General features: G+C 68.8%; 15 protein-coding genes. 2 read left to right on the top strand and 13 right to left on the bottom strand.

What is annotated here, in order from left to right; all coding sequences use genetic code 11:
- Positions 1–82: 82 nt before the first annotated feature.
- Positions 83–1,012, bottom strand: coding sequence for an MFS transporter (locus tag FB561_RS31445; RefSeq protein WP_145813681.1), 930 nt, complete (start codon positions 1,010–1,012; stop codon positions 83–85).
- Between the two features lie 154 nt (positions 1,013–1,166).
- On the opposite strand from FB561_RS31445, the gene FB561_RS31440 reads away from it, so the two are divergent.
- The gene (locus tag FB561_RS31440; RefSeq protein WP_145813680.1) at positions 1,167–1,592 is read left to right on the top strand and encodes a CBS domain-containing protein; all 426 of its coding nucleotides are present in this window, start codon (positions 1,167–1,169) and stop codon (positions 1,590–1,592) included.
- Between the two features lie 76 nt (positions 1,593–1,668).
- Here the strand turns inward: FB561_RS31440 and FB561_RS31435 are convergent, their stop codons facing one another.
- The 12 genes from FB561_RS31435 to FB561_RS31380 all read right to left on the bottom strand — a co-directional run bounded on the left by FB561_RS31435 (position 1,669) and on the right by FB561_RS31380 (position 14,779).
- Positions 1,669–3,312, bottom strand: coding sequence for a S8 family serine peptidase (locus FB561_RS31435; RefSeq protein WP_238335241.1), 1,644 nt, complete (start codon positions 3,310–3,312; stop codon positions 1,669–1,671).
- 169 nt (positions 3,313–3,481) lie between these two features.
- Complete coding sequence (locus FB561_RS31430; protein WP_145813678.1) at positions 3,482–3,901, bottom strand: DUF4190 domain-containing protein; 420 nt, start codon at positions 3,899–3,901, stop codon at positions 3,482–3,484.
- A gap of 52 nt (positions 3,902–3,953) precedes the next feature.
- Positions 3,954–5,300: a M16 family metallopeptidase gene (locus FB561_RS31425; RefSeq protein WP_145813677.1), complete on the bottom strand. Its 1,347-nt coding sequence runs from the start codon at positions 5,298–5,300 to the stop codon at positions 3,954–3,956.
- A complete protein-coding gene (locus FB561_RS31420; RefSeq protein ID WP_145813676.1) occupies positions 5,297–6,589 on the bottom strand; it encodes a M16 family metallopeptidase in 1,293 nt (430 codons plus the stop codon). The genes FB561_RS31425 and FB561_RS31420 overlap by 4 nt, the downstream gene beginning before the upstream one ends.
- A 44-nt stretch (positions 6,590–6,633) precedes the next feature.
- Positions 6,634–8,211 carry a hypothetical protein gene (locus FB561_RS31415; RefSeq protein ID WP_145813675.1) on the bottom strand — a complete coding sequence of 526 codons (1,578 nt, stop codon included), beginning with the start codon at positions 8,209–8,211 and terminating at the stop codon, positions 6,634–6,636.
- 4 nt (positions 8,212–8,215) lie between these two features.
- The gene (locus FB561_RS31410; protein WP_145813674.1) at positions 8,216–8,716 is read right to left on the bottom strand and encodes a hypothetical protein; all 501 of its coding nucleotides are present in this window, start codon (positions 8,714–8,716) and stop codon (positions 8,216–8,218) included.
- The gene (locus tag FB561_RS31405) at positions 8,713–8,931 is read right to left on the bottom strand and encodes a hypothetical protein (protein ID WP_145813673.1); all 219 of its coding nucleotides are present in this window, start codon (positions 8,929–8,931) and stop codon (positions 8,713–8,715) included. Before FB561_RS31405 ends, FB561_RS31410 begins: the two co-directional genes overlap by 4 nt.
- Entirely contained in the window at positions 8,924–10,192 is a 1,269-nt protein-coding gene (locus FB561_RS31400; protein WP_145813672.1) for a hypothetical protein, read from the bottom strand. Before FB561_RS31400 ends, FB561_RS31405 begins: the two co-directional genes overlap by 8 nt.
- 197 nt (positions 10,193–10,389) lie before the next feature.
- The gene (locus FB561_RS31395; protein WP_145813671.1) at positions 10,390–11,217 is read right to left on the bottom strand and encodes a carbohydrate ABC transporter permease; all 828 of its coding nucleotides are present in this window, start codon (positions 11,215–11,217) and stop codon (positions 10,390–10,392) included.
- A complete protein-coding gene (locus tag FB561_RS31390; RefSeq protein WP_238335240.1) occupies positions 11,214–12,146 on the bottom strand; it encodes a carbohydrate ABC transporter permease in 933 nt (310 codons plus the stop codon). Before FB561_RS31390 ends, FB561_RS31395 begins: the two co-directional genes overlap by 4 nt.
- Positions 12,147–12,172: 26 nt before the next feature.
- Positions 12,173–13,570 carry an extracellular solute-binding protein gene (locus FB561_RS31385; RefSeq protein ID WP_238335239.1) on the bottom strand — a complete coding sequence of 466 codons (1,398 nt, stop codon included), beginning with the start codon at positions 13,568–13,570 and terminating at the stop codon, positions 12,173–12,175.
- Between the two features lie 198 nt (positions 13,571–13,768).
- Complete coding sequence (locus tag FB561_RS31380) at positions 13,769–14,779, bottom strand: ABC transporter permease (RefSeq protein ID WP_145813669.1); 1,011 nt, start codon at positions 14,777–14,779, stop codon at positions 13,769–13,771.
- Between the two features lie 104 nt (positions 14,780–14,883).
- Here FB561_RS31380 and FB561_RS31375 point away from each other — a divergent pair, with 104 nt between their 5' ends.
- Positions 14,884–15,504, top strand: a complete 621-nt coding sequence (locus FB561_RS31375) for a TetR/AcrR family transcriptional regulator (RefSeq protein WP_145813668.1) — start codon at positions 14,884–14,886, stop codon at positions 15,502–15,504.
- Positions 15,505–15,614 lie beyond the last annotated feature (110 nt).

Below are 15,614 nucleotides of genomic sequence, written 5' to 3'. Positions count from 1 at the left end.
CACGCCGATTATTTCCGGGCTCTTGACGTAAAACCCCGCCACCACCCAGACTGGCCGCTCACCACGGCATTCTCCGGCGGGATCAGTCGGTCTGGCGTTGCAGCTTCCACACGGACGGGACGGCCAGCGCGGCCAGGACGACGACGATGTGCAGCGTGGCTCCGTAGAGCTCGACGGCCTTGGCGGAGATCACGGCGGCCACGTAGCCGACCGCGAGCTGGCCGACGGGGTTGGCGATGAACGAGCCGAGCATGTCGTAGGAGGCGACCCGGGAGAGCTTGTCCAGCGGGATCTGCTGGCCGAGCGCGGTCTCCCAGGTGATACCGAACATCTCGAAGCCGATCCCGACCACGAACGCCGCGGCGGCGACCACGACCACGTTCGGAACCAGGGCCAGACAGAAGAAGATAGGTGCCGTGAGCAACACCCCGAGCATGCCGACGCGCAGCGGGTACCGGGGCTTCACCCGGATCATCAGCACGCCGCCGAGGATCAGGCCGGCGCCGAAGCAGGCCGACACCGCGCCCCAGCCGGCCCGGCCGAAGGTGTCGTCGGCGATCACCGGGCCGAGTGTGTTGTAGCAGGCGGTGAAGATCATGTTCAGCACCGCGAAGGCCAGCACGATCACCCAGACCCACTGCCGGGACACGAACTCGCCCCAGCCGACCCGCAGGTCGTGCAGGACCGACGTCCGCACCCGCTCGATCCGGGGCAGCGCCAATCGGGCCAGCAGGAACGCCGCGAGCAGGAAGGTGAGGGCGTCGACCACCAGGACCAGGTGCCGCGGCAACCGGTCGGCGATCACCCCGCCGATCAGCAGGAAGATCACGTTCGGGATGCTCCGGGCCGCCAGCACGATGCCGACGGCGCTCGCCGAGTCCGCTACGTCGAGGACGGCGAACACCAGCGCGATCGGTGCGATGGACGATCCCAGCAGGGACACGAAGCGGGCCGAGACGAACACCCGGACGTCCCGCCGGCGAAGCACGGCCAGGTCGTCGCGCCAGGTCACCTCGTCACCGTCAGTGACGGAAACCGGCCACTGAATGGCCCCTCGGAGCGGAAGATGGTCACGATCCGCATTCTGCCAGACCTGTCAGACCTGCCGCTCTGAGCCAGTTTTCGCTACCTTGGGGTATTGGGCTCTCGAACCAGCAGGAGGCTCCGTGAAGATCAACGACGTACTGCGCGGCAAAGGCAATCAGGTCGTCACCATCTCCCCCGAAGCCACTGTCACCGAACTGCTCGCCCTGCTAGCCGAACACAACGTCGGCGCCCTGGTGGTCAGTGCGGACGGCAGCAGCGTGGCCGGCATCGTCTCCGAGCGGGACGTGGTCCGGCTGCTGCACAGGACTCCCGACGCCGGCCATGTCCTGGTCAGCGCGATCATGACGGCCGAGGTGCACACCTGCGGTCCCGACGACCTGATCGACAACCTGATGCGGCTGATGACCGACCGCCGGATCCGGCACGTGCCGGTCGTCGTGGACGACCGGCTGACCGGCATCGTCAGCATCGGCGACGTGGTCAAGTCCCGCATCGGCGAGCTGGAGTTCGAGCGCGAGCAGCTCTCGAACTACATCGCCGGCTGAGCCGCGGACCCGGGCCCGGTCGCTGCAGGGAGCGACCAGGCCCGGGCGTGCTTGCGGACCGGAGCCGGAGCGTGTCCTAGTTCCGCCTGGTCACCGCCGCGTACGCGTCGACGATGCCGTGGCCGTAGAACCCGTTGAACTGCCGGCCGCCCTCACACAGTGCGTCGAACTCCGGGTCGCGCCCTTCGTTCGTGTAGGTCTGCAGCGGCGGGTTCGGGCAGGCCCGGGCCTGCGCGGTGTCCATCAGCACCTTGCCGACCTTGTCCGGGTTCATCCCGAACGAGTTGCCCTTGCCCTTCTTGCCGTACTCGCTGACGATCAGCGCCGCGACACCGGTCGCGTGCGGCGAGGCCATCGAGGTGCCCTGCAGCCAGTTGTAGTACCCACAGCGGGTGTAGTCGGTGACGCCGGGCGGGCACTGCTTCTGGACGCCGCCGGCGACCCCCGCCTCGGTGATGTTGCCGGCCGCGTCGACCAGCCCGTCCACCTGCAGGGTGTTCACCGGGTACGTCGACAGGATCAGGTTCTCGTTGGTCCGGTACTGCGGGGTGCCGAAGTAGTCGCGGAACCAGCCACCCGGGGCCGACACCTCGATCTGCTCCAGCCCGTAGTTGGAGTAGTCCGCCTTCTTCGCCGACGGGCCGAGCGCGGACACGCCGATCACGTGCGGGCCCTCGACCGGCAGGTCCAGGCAGCTCGCGTTGTCGATCGGGCGCGGGTACGGCGGGACGTCGCCGAAGTCCGGGCTGCTGATGTCGGTCCGCGGCTTGCCGAGGTCCTCGTGGTTGTTGCCGAGCGAACCGACCAGCGTGACGCCGTGGTCGTGCGCGTAGTTCAGCGCCCGCCGCATCACCTGGATCGTGGCACGCTGCTCGGCCTGCGCCTCCGGGCTGTCCGCCGGGTTGTTCCGGCAGTTGTACAGCCACGGGTCGACGTAGAAGGACATGTTCACCACGTCCAGCCCGACGTCACCGGCGTACGTGAGCGCGTCCACCACCGGGCCGAGGAACACGTACCCGCTGTCCTGGCCGCCGCGGATCTCGACCAGCGTGACGTTCGGGGCGACCCCGGAGACGCCGATCCCGTTGGCCGCGGCCGCGATCGTGCCGGCCACGTGGGTACCGTGCCCGCTGTCGTCCCAGCCGACCGGGTCGACACAGCCGCGGAACTCGCAGACGCCGTCCACCTCGGGCAGGTCGGGCGCGAAGTTGCGGGACAGCTTCCAGTCGAAGTTCGGCGCGATGTCCGGGTTGCGCGCGTCGATCCCGGAGTCGAGGATGCCGACCTTGACCGCGCGCTTGCCCGGCTGGACCTGCCGGGCCAGGTCGGACCGGACCATCCGCAGCCCCCACAGCTGGCTGTCGAGCGGGTCCATCCCGGTGCTCTTGGCAACCTTCTTGCCGATACTCCGGGCGGCGCCGAGGTTCTCCTTCTCCACCACGTTGCGCTTCGCCCGCGGCAGCTGGCCGATCGGGCGGCTGCGGGCGGCGCCCTCGATCGCTGACGAGGCCGACACCCGGCCGGTGAACCCGGTCTCGGCCGCGCGCACGGTCAGCGTGCCCAGGTTCGTGTTCTCCTTGACCACCTCGCCGCCGGCCGCTTCGACCGCGGCGACCGCCTGAGCACGGTTCGCGCCGGCCTCGAGCAGGACCAGGTACTCGGTGTCTCCCCCGGACACCCCGGCGCCGGCGGTGACCGGCACCGCGAGTGTCGCGGTCACCAGTGCGATCGCACCGGATGCCGCGTACAACGTTCTCCGGACGTCTCTCACGAGCGGATCCCCTCCCTGAAGTGAGTGTGACGCCGGACACGCTAGGTCAGCCGGTCCTGGTCCAGAAGAGGGCGCACGTTGTCAGGTTTTCCCAGCAAACGACTGTCCGTCAGAAAGGTCAGGCGGCGATGAAAAAGATCAGCAGAACGGCGAAGAACAGCACCACCAGGCCGAGCAGGACGGTGCCGATGATGCCGCAGATCTGGCCGCCGACCGCCATCCCGCGGTTGTTGTAGACCCCCGGCGCCGCGTCGATCTCGGCCAGCGCCTGGCTGCCCTTCCACCACGCGAACGGCGACAGGATCAGCAGCGCGGTGACGAACGCGAGCAGGCCGAGGACGAGCGCGATCGTGGCGTTGCTGTTGTCCCTGAGCACGCCGAACGCGGGCTGGTCCGGGAACCCCGGCTGCACCGGGTACGCCCCGTACTGCTGCTGGTGCCCGTACTGCTGGACCGGCTGCTGTGGCCCGTACTGCTGCTGGTCCGCGGGCCGGTCGGTGTACCGCGGGTAGTCCTGGGGTCGCTCGCCGAACGACATCTGCGGGTTCTCCTCTGCTCAGGCCCGGTCCTGAGCAGAGGATGTCACCCCGTCAGCTCAGTTCGGTGACGTCGCCCAACTCGGCGAGTTGACCGCGGACGTCCTTGGCCTCCCCTACGACGACGACCAGCAGCCCGTCGGTTCCGACGTAGCGGCGGTACGCCTCGGTGGCGGTGGCCGCGGTCGTCGCCGCAATCTGGGCCAGGTACGTGTCGGCGAAGTCGAGCGGGACGCCGGCGGCGATGTTGCTGCCGACCTGCTGGGCGATCGAGTCAGCCTGCTCGTACCGCAGCGGGGCGGTCCGGATCAGGTTGTCCTTCGACTCGCCCACCTCGCGCTCGGTCAGCCCGTCCCGCGCCGCCAGCAGGATCCGCAGCGCCTCCGAGACCGCGGCCCCGGTCACCTCGGTCCGGACCGAACCGCCGAGGGTGAAGATGCCGCCCTTGCGCGGTGCGGTGAAGCTCGACCGGGTGCCGTAGGTGTACCCCTTCTCCTCGCGCAGCACGGTGTCCACGCGGGAGGTGATGGTGCCGCCGACGACGTGGTTCGCGACCGCGGCCGAGCCCCACACGGGCTCCCGCCGATCCGGGCCTGGGCAGCCGATCAGCAGCTGGCTCTGCACCGAGCCGGGCCGGTCCACGAGCACGATCCGGTCGCCGAGCAGGTACAGCGGCTCCGGTGCCTCCAGCACCGGTCCGGCCTCGGCGGTCCAGTCGCCGAACGCCTCGTCGATGATCCCGGCGGCGTCGACCCCGGTCGCGTCCCCCGCGAACAGGATCTGCGCCCGGGCGGGACCGATGTTCTCCCGGTAGAATCGGGCCACCTCCGCGTTGGTGAGCGCGCGGATCGTGTCCGGCGTCCCCGCGGTCGGCCGGGACCGCCGGGTCGAGGCGTCGAACAGGTGCCCCGCGAACGCCTCCCGCGCCCGGTACCCCGCGTTCGCCCGCTCCTGGTTGATCTCCCCGAGCCGGATCGTCACGTGCCGGCCGACGTCGGCCTGGTTGAAGGCAGGCCGGGTGACCGCCTCGGCGAGCAGGTTCACCGCCGGGGCCAGCTGCGAGGTGGGGACCGAGATCTCCACGTGCAACGCGTCCGAGCTCACGTCCACGCCGTACGCCGCGCCGTGCCGCTCCAGGGCGGCGGCGAACTCGTTGGCCGACCGCAGCTCGGTGCCCTCGTCGAGGGTGCGGGACATGATCGTCGCGACCCCCTCGAGCTCGCGCGGTTCGGCGATCAGCGGCATCGCGATCGTGACCCGCACGGTGGCGACGTACTGGCCGGGCCGGTCGAACACGTGCACGGGCGTCCCGGCCCGGGTCGCCGTACTGGTCGCCTCCGGGAACGTCCACGGCCGCGGCGGCGCGACGGCGGGCGGCGTCGTCAGGATCTGGCTGCTCATGCCTGCTCCTCTCCCTCGGTGCCGGCCGGTCGCCGGTAGGTGATCTGCGCCCGCCGCTCGGCCCGGATCCACTCGGCCGCGGCCTGCCGCACCTGCGCCGGGGTGACGGCGCGGATCTCGTCGATCCGGGTGTTGATCTTGTGCGGGTCGCCGAACAGCAGCGCGTGGTGGGAGATCTCGTCCGCCCGGCCCGCGCAGGTGGCGAGCTGCTCGAGCCAGTCCCGCTCGGCCTGCGCCTGCGCGGTGGCCAGCTCGTCCTCGGTGACGCCGTCGGCGGCGAGCTTCTCGACCTCCTCGAGCAGGGCGTCCTCGACCTTCTGCAGGTCCACGCCCTCCGAGGCGATCCCGGTCAGCGTGCCGAACGACACCCCGCCGATCAGCGGCAACGCGCCACCCGACACCGACTGCGCGATCTGCTCGTCCCGCACCAGCCGCCGGTTGAGCCGGCCGCTCTGCCCGCCCGCGAGCACGTCGAGCGCCAACGCGGCCGCGTCCAGCTCGGCCGTCCCGTCCACCGGCAGCCGGAACATCATCGTGATGAGGTCCGACGGCACGTCGTCGACGACGTCGTCACGGAACACCCCGTCCAGCGGCCCGATCGTCCCGTCCGGCGCGGCCGGCGGCTGCGGGATTGCGGGCAGGTGCCCGAAGTACTTCTTCGCCGCGTCGAACGCGTCGTCCTCGCTGACGTCCCCGACGATCGTGAGGACCGCGTTGTTCGGCCCGTAGTACTTGCGGAAGAACGCGTGCACGTCCTCCACCGAAGCGGCGTCCAGATCCGCCATCGACCCGATCGTCATGTGCGCGTACGGGTGCCCCTCGGGGAACATCAGCCGCACCAGCCGCTCGTAGGAGTCACCGTACGGCCGGTTGTCGTAGCTCTGCCGCTTCTCCTCCTTGACCACGTCGCGCTGGTTGTCCAGGTTCTCCTGGTTCACCGCGTCGAGCAGGAAGCCCATCCGGTCCGCCTCGAGCCACAACGCCAGATCCAGGCCGCCACTCGGCAACGACTCGAAGTAGTTCGTCCGGTCGAAGAACGTGCTCGCGTTCAGACTCGCCCCCGCCGACTCCAGCAAGGAGAAGTGCTGTCCCGACTCGACGTTCCGCGAGCCCTGGAACATCAGGTGCTCGAACAGGTGCGCGAACCCGGTCAGCCCCGGCGGCTCGTGCCGCGATCCCACGTCGTACCAGAGGTTCACAGCCACGATCGGCACCGCGCGGTCCGAGCTCACCACCACGCGAAGCCCGTTGTCCAAAGTCTGCTCCACCAGCGGATAAGTCAACGGCATGCGGCCACCCTACGCGGTCACCGCAGCACCAGGCCGGGCGAGCGTCAGCCGCCGAAGACCCGCCGGCGGATCTGCGCGGCTCCGTCCACCGGCAGACCCTCCAGGTGGACCAGCATCGTCGTGCCCGCCTCACCCAACTGCTCCGCGAAGTCAGCCGCGGCGCGCACCACCCGGACGGCGACCTCGACGGTTCGCTCGTTCAGCCGCACCCCGATCCGCCCGTCGGGCATCCTGACCTGATCCTCCGCGGCGTACGCGGCCCAGGCGTAGCTCAACGATTCGCCCAGATAGCCGTCGTCCTGCGCCAGGAAGTACAGCAGGTGCGGAACTCTCGCGAAGAAGGCCCGCAGACAAGCCTGGACGCCGGCGTCGGCAAGGTCGGCGTCCACGAACTCCACGAACACCATCCCCCGGTTGCTCCGCGCGGACTCCGGGGAGGCGCTCAGCCGCTCCAGCACAGCACACCACGCCGCCACTTCCGTCTCCGAGCGCAGGTCGTTCCCGGTGAGGCGCAGCAGCGAGACCCTGGGCTCCACGATCGGCCGGGCTGCGACAGCCTGCGCCTCGGGCGTGGGCACCGGTTCGGTGAAGGCGAGGTCCGGCAGGTTCTGCTGAAGGATCACGCTCACCGCGAGGTAGTAGCGGAACAGTGACATGCTCCGGCCGTCCTGCTCGATCCGCTGGTCCGCGGGCGAGGAGATCATCGGCGTCTGTCCTGTTTCGGTGGGCGGGAACGCCATCGTCGGCTGGATCACGCCGAGCAGCTCCTCGCTGAGCGGCGCCGAGTAGACCTCCGCGTAGGCTCCGACCTGCCGGCGGGCATGGCTCGACAACGTCATCACATGGTGATCCAAGGTCGGATGCCTGTGCCCGGCCATGGTCAGGCTTTCCGCGGTGCCGAGCACGAGCCCGGCGTACCGGCGGCCGAGCAGGTCCGTCCCGATCCGGTGGTTCGACTGCAGACTCGTCCGCGACGCCTTCGCCGCGAACTCCGCCAGCAAGGGGATGAAAACCGTCTCCGGCTCGGCTGTGTACAGGGCCAGGTTCGCCGCCTGGACGAACAGCCTCGGCGCGCTGTCACCGAGGTACTCGACCGCGACGTCGAACGCGGATCGGTAGGAGTGCTCGGCCGCGCCGTCGTCGACCAGGGACATCAGCTCAGCCAGGGTCAACCCCCGGTAGGCGTGCAACTTCTGCTGGATGAAGGCGAGACTTTCCAGGATCGCGCGCGGGGTGAGTCCGCGGTCCCCCGGCCGGTCGAGGACAGTCAGGCCCGACGCCATCCGCGGCGTGAACTCGTCCCGGTGCTCGAAGACGCTGCCCAGATCGCCGTACTGTTCGACGGCGGACTCGACCACCGTGAAGAGGTTCTGCGAGACGGTGAAGGCGAAGCCGGTCGAGGCCATCTGCAGGACATGCGTGACCTCGTGCACGTTCGCTTCGACCAGCTCCCAGTCACTCTCGCTGACCGTGCTGGGATCGGACGCTCGCTGCTGGATCGCGAGGATCTCCTCCTGCCGCTCGAACCAGCGGATGCAGCCGGTCGCCCAGTCCGTCTGGGCGATCAGCCCGTGATCGGACCAGCCGTCCGGGTACAGCACGTGGCGCGCGGGAATCGACATGGCCCTACCACCGCAGCGCGAGGACGATCACGTCGAAGCCGACCGCGATCACGCCCAGCGCCTCCAGCGCGATCGCCACCAGCAGCACCCGCGCCTTGATCGTGTTCCGCCGGTGCCAGTCCGACGCCTGCAGGATGCGCGCAAGGGCCAGTTCCCGGCGCGCCTCCGTACCGTCCTCTTCCCACACGTCGGGGGACGCCATCGTCCGCAGACTCTCCGTCTCGATCTCGTGGTACAGGCCGGGCAGGCTGCAGAGAATGCCGAGCAGGCACGCCGCCGCGAGCAGCACGACACCGGCACTGACCAGGGCCAGTACCAGGCCCGACCGCTCGACGCCCTCCCGGACTCCGACGAAAGTCGCGAAGCCGAAGAGGAAGGTGAGGAACGCCCCGCAGGTCGTCACCACCGACAACCCCTTGGCCTCGATCGAGGACTTCCTGGCCCGCTCGGTGGCCATCGTCTCGCGCAGTTCCGCGGCCAGTACCTCGCCGACGGTGTCGCTCATGCGTCCCCGGTCCTGTCGCCGCCGGCCTTCTCGCCGGACTCCTCGTCCGCCCCGGTCGATCGGTTCCGCTTCGCCGAGCGGCGCGATTGCAGCCCGCCGACGAGCTTGATCTGGAACCGGCCCGGGATGACGATGCCGTCCTTCTCGGTCCCACCGGGTGGGTCGGCCGGTCCGGGATCCGGCGGCTGCTCGGCCTGCGGGTCCTGGTCAGCCAAGGGAACCACTCCTTCGTAGGTAGTACCTCTTCGCGACAACCGCCGACGGATCGCTCTGCCAGGCGTCGAGCGTGTCCCACCGATCGGTGTCCTCCCGAAGCCGGTCCGCGGTTGCGGTGAATTCGCTGCTGCCGGGCCAGGCCTCCGCCAGGGCGAGCAGAGCCCACCGCGGGGAGGTCAAGGTACGGTCGAGCCCGACGGCCGCGATCAGCGTCTTGAACGCCTCCGCGGCGACCTCCTCACTCCTTCTGGCGTCTGCCTCGATCAGCAGGTGCAGGCCGGTCAGGGATTGAACCGCCGCCGGCGCGTGGGCGGGATCCACTGATCCGGAGGCTTCGATCAGCAGCCGCCTCGACGCCTCGAGATCGTCAGCGCGACGCAGACTGTCGTACCGCAGCAACAGGAAGGACGCGCGCAGGATCGTGAGGTCGACCGGCGGGAGAACGGTCCCCGCCGCCGGGACCTTCGCCAGGACGTCGAGCGCCAGGTCCAGGTCGTTCGTCCCACCGGTCAGCAGACACCGGTTCAGCAACGCGTTCGCCAGGGCGGTTCGCCGGATGGCGTCCGCCGGATGTCCGTCGGGGGACCGCTCGACCGCCAGCCGATGCTGCTCGATCTTGGCTTCCAGCAGCGCGGGATCCTTCTCCCGTTGATACTTCACCCGCAGCAGATCCGCGTAGTTGTGGTGCTCGGCACCGATCTCCGGGTGATGGGGCACCAACCTGAAGACGTCCTGGTACAGCGCTTCCGCCTCCACCAGGGAGACGTTCTCCAGCTGGTGCTCGGCCGAGATCACCAGCGCGATCGCCAACTGGGTGGCCGCGGCCGTCCACAGCACGTGCAGAGTGGTGAGCTCGTTGAAGACGTCACGCAGCACGGTGACGGACTCGAACAGACTGCCGAGGTCGTACTGGTGGTGGAAGTTCGTCTGCAGGATCGACCCGAGCTGGATCCGATTGAGCAACGCGACGTTGGGATCGGGGCCCTCGGCCAACACTGCGAGCTGACCGAGCACGACGGCGCACCGGAGCAACTCCGTCCGGTGGCTGCGAAGGAAGGCACTGTGCGCCGAAGCCGCCGTCGTGGACAGCTCCCGGGCGGCTTCGTGGACGTTCAGCCCGACGAACACGTCGGCGAGGTACCGCAGGTCTGGCGACAACCCGGCCCGGTCGGCGGCGGTCATCGCCTTCGCCGCCGAAATCGCGGCGCCGGCATCCGGCCGGCTGCGGGTGCGCAGAAACGTCTCGACAGCGTGAGCCATCAGCTCACCGACTGACTGCACGGTCGCGATCACCCCCAGCTGTCACGACGACACTGTGCGTCCCCGGACAGTACTACGACCGGAGCCGTCGAAACAGCGGAAGAGGAGCCATGTGGCGCACGGCTCCTCTTCCGTCAACCTGGGCACCACCCACCCGGCACCACCCAGGAACTCGCTGTGGGGAAAGAAAGAAGTACCTATCCCTTGATCGCGCCGCCCAACGCGAACGCCCCGCCCAGCTTCCGGCTGAGCAAGAGATAGAGCATCAGGACCGGGAACGTGTAGATCAGCGAGTACGCCGCCAGCTGCCCGTAGTTCGGCTCACCGTACTGACCGAAGAAGGTGAAGATGCTCACCGACGCCGGCAACCGCTCGGGCGAGAGCAGCAGCATGAAGGGAACGAAGAAGTTCCCCCACATCCCGATGAAGGTGAAGATCAGCACGACCGCGATCCCCGGCCACATCAGCGGCAGCACGATCCGCCGCAGCGCCTGCATGTTGCCGGCCCCGTCGACCCAGGCCGCTTCCTCGAGCGAGATCGGCACGCCGTCCATGAACGTCTTGGTCAGCCAGATCGCGAACGGCAACGACGAGGTCGCCATGAACATGATGGTGCCGCCGATCGTGTCGACCAGGTTGAGCTGGACGAACAGCCCGTACACCGGCACCATCACCGCGGTGATCGGCAGGCCCGTGCAAAACAGCACGGTGAGCAGGAACGGCCGGTTGAACTTCGACTTGAACCGCGACAGCGGGTACGCCGCGAGCACCGCGCAGACCATCGTCAGCAGCGCGGATCCGCCGCACAGCACGATCCCGTTGAACACCGGCCGGTACGTCGTGTCGGTGTTCAGCACCGCCTTGAAGTTGCCGAGCGTCGGCTCGGTCGGGAACTCGACCCGCAGCCCGGCGGTCCGGTTGATCGAGGCGAACAGCACCCACAGCAACGGCAGTACGAAGAGGATGCCGATGGCGAGCAGGACCAGGTTCGCGGTGAGCTTGCTGATCCGGTCCCGGGCGATCATGCGGCCTCCGAGTTCAGTCCACGCAGGTAGATCAGCGAGAACACCGCACCGATCGCCAGCATCACCAGCGCGATCGCGGTGCCGTAGCCGATCTGGGAGAAGCTGAACGCCTGCTCGTACATGTACAGCGGCAAGGTCTGGCTCTTGGTGCCAGGACCGCCGCGGGTCATCGCGTAGATCAGGCCGAACACGCTCAGCGTCTGCAGCGTGATCAGCATCAGGTTGGTCATCACGGCACGGCTGATCATCGGCAGCGTGACGAACAACAGCCGGCGGATCCCGGCGGCGCCGTCCATCTCGGCCGACTCCTCGATCTCCTTGGGCACCTCGCTGAGCGCCGCGGAGTACACCAGCATCGAGAACGCCGTGCCGCGCCAGATGTTGGCCAGCGACACCGCGATGATCGGTGCCGCGTACAACCAGTCCTGGCCGGGCAGGCCGACCTTGTGCAGCATCACGTTGAGGGTGCCCTCTTCGTTGAAGAACGCGCTCAGCAGGTACGCCGCGACCACCTCGGGCAGAACCCAGGCGCCGATCACGGCGGTCCCGACGAAGTTGCGGACGATCTTGGTGGAGCGGCGCATCAGCAACGCCAGGCCGAGGCCGAGGGTGTTCTGGCCGATGATCGCGGAGATCAGCGTGAACACCAGGGTGAGCCAGATCGCGTTGGTGAACGCCCCGCTGCCGAAGGCCTTGCGGAAGTTCTCCAGGCCGACGAACTTCACCTCGTTCGCGCCGGTCCCGGTGAGCGCCATGTTGGTGAAGGCGGCGTACAAGCAGTAGATGATCGGCCCGGCCAGGAACACCAGCATCAGCGCGATCGCCGGGGTCAGCGGCGTCATCCGGACCAGCTTGGCGGCGCGGGGACGCCCGCCCCGCCCGGCCTCACGGCTGGACGGAGCGGGCACCGCGGAAGCGGACGATGTCACAGAGAAATCCCTTCAGCGGTTGACGCTTACTGGCCTTCGCTCTGGTTGGTCGTCTTGTCCTTGCCGACGATGCCCTCGACCGCCTCGTCGTAGTTCTTGGCGGCCTCTTCGGGTGAGGACTGGCCGGTCATCACGGCTTCCATCGCGGTGATGATCTCGTTGGAGACCTTCGGGTACTCCGGCAGCGCCGGCCGGTACACGGTCACCGACACCAGGTCGGTGAAGAACTGGGTGCTCTTGGCCGACGACTTGTACCCGGCGTCGGCGGCGACGTCCTTGCGGACCGCGATCTGGGCCCCGTCGGTGGCGTACTTGGTCGCGTTCTTCTGCGTCTGCAGGGTCTTGATGAAGTTCCAGGCGGCGTCCGGGGACTTCGACTTGGCCGGGATCGCCCAGGTCCAGCCGCCGGACAGGCTGACCTTGCCCTTGCCCTCGCCGCCCTGGGTCGGCATCGCCGTCTGGCCGAGGACCTCGGTCCACTGCGGCCACGGCTTCGCGCCGGTCTTCTGCCAGTTGTTGTAGAGCCAGGAGCCGTCCAGCGCGATCGCCAGCTTGCCGTTCGGGAGCAGGTCGCTGCCGACCTTGTTGCCCCAGTTCGGGTCGAGCGACTGCTTCGGCTGCGGCGCGATGCCCTCGTCGAAGATGGTCTTGATGAAGCCGAGCGAGTCCTTGAACCCCTGGCTGCCGACGACCCACTTGGACTGGTCGAAGTTGTACAGCGTGTCCTTGGTGCCGTAGAGCAGCATCTCCAGGCCCTGCATGGCGGAGGCCTCACCCATCGGCTTGCCGGAGTACACGTTCAGCGGGATGACGCCGGGCACCTTCTGCTTGATCGTGCGAGCCGCGGTGAGCACCTCGTCCCAGGTCTTCGGCTGCCAGTCGGCGGGCAGTCCGGCCTTCGCGAAGATCTGCTTGTTGTACCAGAGCGCGCGCGTGTCGGTCCCGTCCGGGATGCCGTACGTCTTGCCGTCCTGGCCCTTCGCGGCGCCCTTGGCGGTGTCCTCGAACTGGGACCAGTCGGACCAGTCCTTGATGTAGTCGTCGAGCGGCTTCAGGTACCCCGCGGTGATGTCGGAGTTGATCAGGAAGGTGTCCTCGTAGACGATGTCGGGCGCCGTGTTCGGCGAGCGCATCATCAGCTGCAGCTTGGTGTAGTAGTCGTTCTCGCTGGCCACGATCGGCACGATCTCGACCTTCGAGCCCGGGTTGGCCGCCTCGAACTCGGCCTTGGCGCCGGTGAGGAAGCTCTTCATCACCGTTCCGGGGCCCCACTGCTGGTAGGCGATCTTGATGTTCGCCGGGCCGGCGCTCTGCGAGCTGCCCGGGTCCGCCTCCTTGGTCGTCGACCCCTGACTACAGGCCGAGACCCCCAGCAGGAGCGCGCCCACGGCCAGCGCACCGGCCGCCTTGAAACTCTTCCTCATGACCATCACGTCCACCTTCGGGCAATCGTTGTCATCCCGGTTCCACGGCGCAAACCCAGCGGTTTGCCCCGCGACCGTAGAAGTCTGCGGCCGAGGAAGTCAATGGTTGGCAGACAACGTTGTCCGTGCCGCGTCCGATGACAGGACGCGCAGGCGGTAACCGGGCCGTAACGATCCGGTTACCGCTCTGATCGAGGCTCAAACGGTCACGGGCGAAGCCTCCGGACGGGCTGGTACCGCGCGCCGCGTGCGGTCGCGGCCGGCTCCGGCCGCGCACAGCAGCAATCCGAGAACCAGCCAGCAACCGAGGACCAGGAGGGGACGTCCGGCCCCGGCTCCGTCGAAGAAGCCGACCGAGCGCAACGCGGTACCACCGGCGCCGGGCGGGAGCAGTTGGCCGAGAGCGCCCCAGCCGCCCGGCAGCATCTCGGGCGCGCTTGTCATCCCGGACAGCGGGTTCCCGAGCAGCATCATCGTCGCCGCACCGAGCGCGAGCCCCGCGGTACCGATCAGCCACTCCAGGCCGAGCAGGGTCAGGCTGATGGCCGCGATCGACAACGCGATCACCCCGGAGTTCGCCCAGTAGCTGCCCTCGAACGAACCGAGCCAGAACTGCAGCACCGCCGCCAGCGCCAGCCCGCCGGTCACCGCGAACGCAAGCGCCCCGGCCATCCGGCGGCCACCACCGCGCACCAACTGGGTCAGCATGCCCGCGGCCGCGATCCCTCCGATGACGAGCGGCAACGCGCCCGCCGCAAGACCGGTACCGCGCGGGTCGTCGGCCGGCAGCGGCACGACGTCGGTGACCTTCGGCGCGACCCCCTGCTGCGCGCCGATGCGGCCCGCCAGCTGGGTGAGGATCTGCGCCACCGCGGGACCGCCGGCCGAAGCGGTCAGCACCTCGGGCGTCTGCGGGTCCGCCACGATCGCGCCGTACACGTCCCGGTTCTCGATGGCGCGGACCGCGGCGGCCCGATCGGCGTACGCCTTGATCTCGAAGCCGCCGGGCATCGCCTGGTCGAGCGAGGAGGTCAGTTGCGTGACGGCCTGCGGCGGACCCGCGATTCCCAGCGGGAGGTCGCGGGGTTGCGACCGGGCGGCCGGCCAGGCGAACGCGATCAGCAGCACCGTCAGCAACGCGGTGAGCAGCAGGACGACCACCGCCACGGGCGGACGGCGGCGGTCCTCGGCGACGGTTTGCTCGGACATCGTGACCCCTTCTCCAAAAAACCGAATGATCGTTCTTTATTGGTTCGAGGGTGCCGCCCGGTCCGCGTGTTGTCAAGAACGGATATTCGTTTTATGTTCCGGACATGCCCAAGGTCACCGATGAACACCGGCTCGCCCGCCGCCAGCAGATCGTCAGGGCCGCGCGCGCCTGCGTGACCGAGCAGGGCTTCCACAAGACGACGATGGCGGACGTGATCCGCGCGTCCGGGCTGTCGGCGGGCGCGGTCTACGGCTACTTCAAGAGCAAGGAGGAGCTGATCGCCGCGATCGCCGACGACGGGTTGAGCACGGTCGACCAGCTGTTCGACGGGATCCTGGCCGAGCCTGGGCCGCTGTCCTTGACGGAGACGATGCGCAAGATCCTCGAGTACGTCGTCGGGATCGCGGACGCGCCGAACGAGGACGTCACCCGGGTCGCACTGCAGGCCTGGGCGGAGGCGCTCCACAATCCGACCATCGCGGCGACCGCGCGCGAGAAGTACACGATGCTGCGCAACCACTACGTCGACGTGGTCCGCCGCGCGCAGACCGACGGCACGCTGGACCCGGACGCCGACCCGGAGTACGTCGCCCAGGCTCTGTTCAGTCTGCTGCCGGGGTTCATCCTGCAGCGGCTGCTGCTCGGCGACGTCACGCCGGATTCGTACCTGGCCGGCCTTGCCGCGCTGCTGCCCGGGCCCGCTTCCCGGACCGCCGGGAAGTAAGCAGAACGCCCCTGCTCCTGGTGGACCTAGCCCCACCCTGATCGGCGGCTCAGCTCCCTGGGGCGGCCGGTCCGCTCTCCGTAGCGTCAGTGGCGTCATCCGAGACGCCC

The sequence above is a fragment of the Kribbella amoyensis genome (genome assembly GCF_007828865.1).
Classification (GTDB): Bacteria; Actinomycetota; Actinomycetes; order Propionibacteriales; family Kribbellaceae; genus Kribbella; species Kribbella amoyensis.
Note: the sequence above shows the minus strand (reverse complement) of the source record. Positions and strands in the feature narration are given on the sequence as shown.

Coding starts and splice junctions, on each gene's coding strand:
- FB561_RS31400 (WP_145813672.1), bottom strand. CDS start 10,192: ATGGCTCACGCTGTCGAGACGTTTCTGCGCACCCGCAGCCGGCCGGAT.
- FB561_RS31385 (WP_238335239.1), bottom strand. CDS start 13,570: ATGAGGAAGAGTTTCAAGGCGGCCGGTGCGCTGGCCGTGGGCGCGCTC.
- FB561_RS31375 (WP_145813668.1), top strand. CDS start 14,884: ATGCCCAAGGTCACCGATGAACACCGGCTCGCCCGCCGCCAGCAGATC.
- FB561_RS31425 (WP_145813677.1), bottom strand. CDS start 5,300: ATGAGCAGCCAGATCCTGACGACGCCGCCCGCCGTCGCGCCGCCGCGG.
- FB561_RS31420 (WP_145813676.1), bottom strand. CDS start 6,589: ATGCCGTTGACTTATCCGCTGGTGGAGCAGACTTTGGACAACGGGCTT.
- FB561_RS31395 (WP_145813671.1), bottom strand. CDS start 11,217: ATGATCGCCCGGGACCGGATCAGCAAGCTCACCGCGAACCTGGTCCTG.
- FB561_RS31380 (WP_145813669.1), bottom strand. CDS start 14,779: ATGTCCGAGCAAACCGTCGCCGAGGACCGCCGCCGTCCGCCCGTGGCG.
- FB561_RS31415 (WP_145813675.1), bottom strand. CDS start 8,211: ATGTCGATTCCCGCGCGCCACGTGCTGTACCCGGACGGCTGGTCCGAT.
- FB561_RS31410 (WP_145813674.1), bottom strand. CDS start 8,716: ATGAGCGACACCGTCGGCGAGGTACTGGCCGCGGAACTGCGCGAGACG.
- FB561_RS31430 (WP_145813678.1), bottom strand. CDS start 3,901: ATGTCGTTCGGCGAGCGACCCCAGGACTACCCGCGGTACACCGACCGG.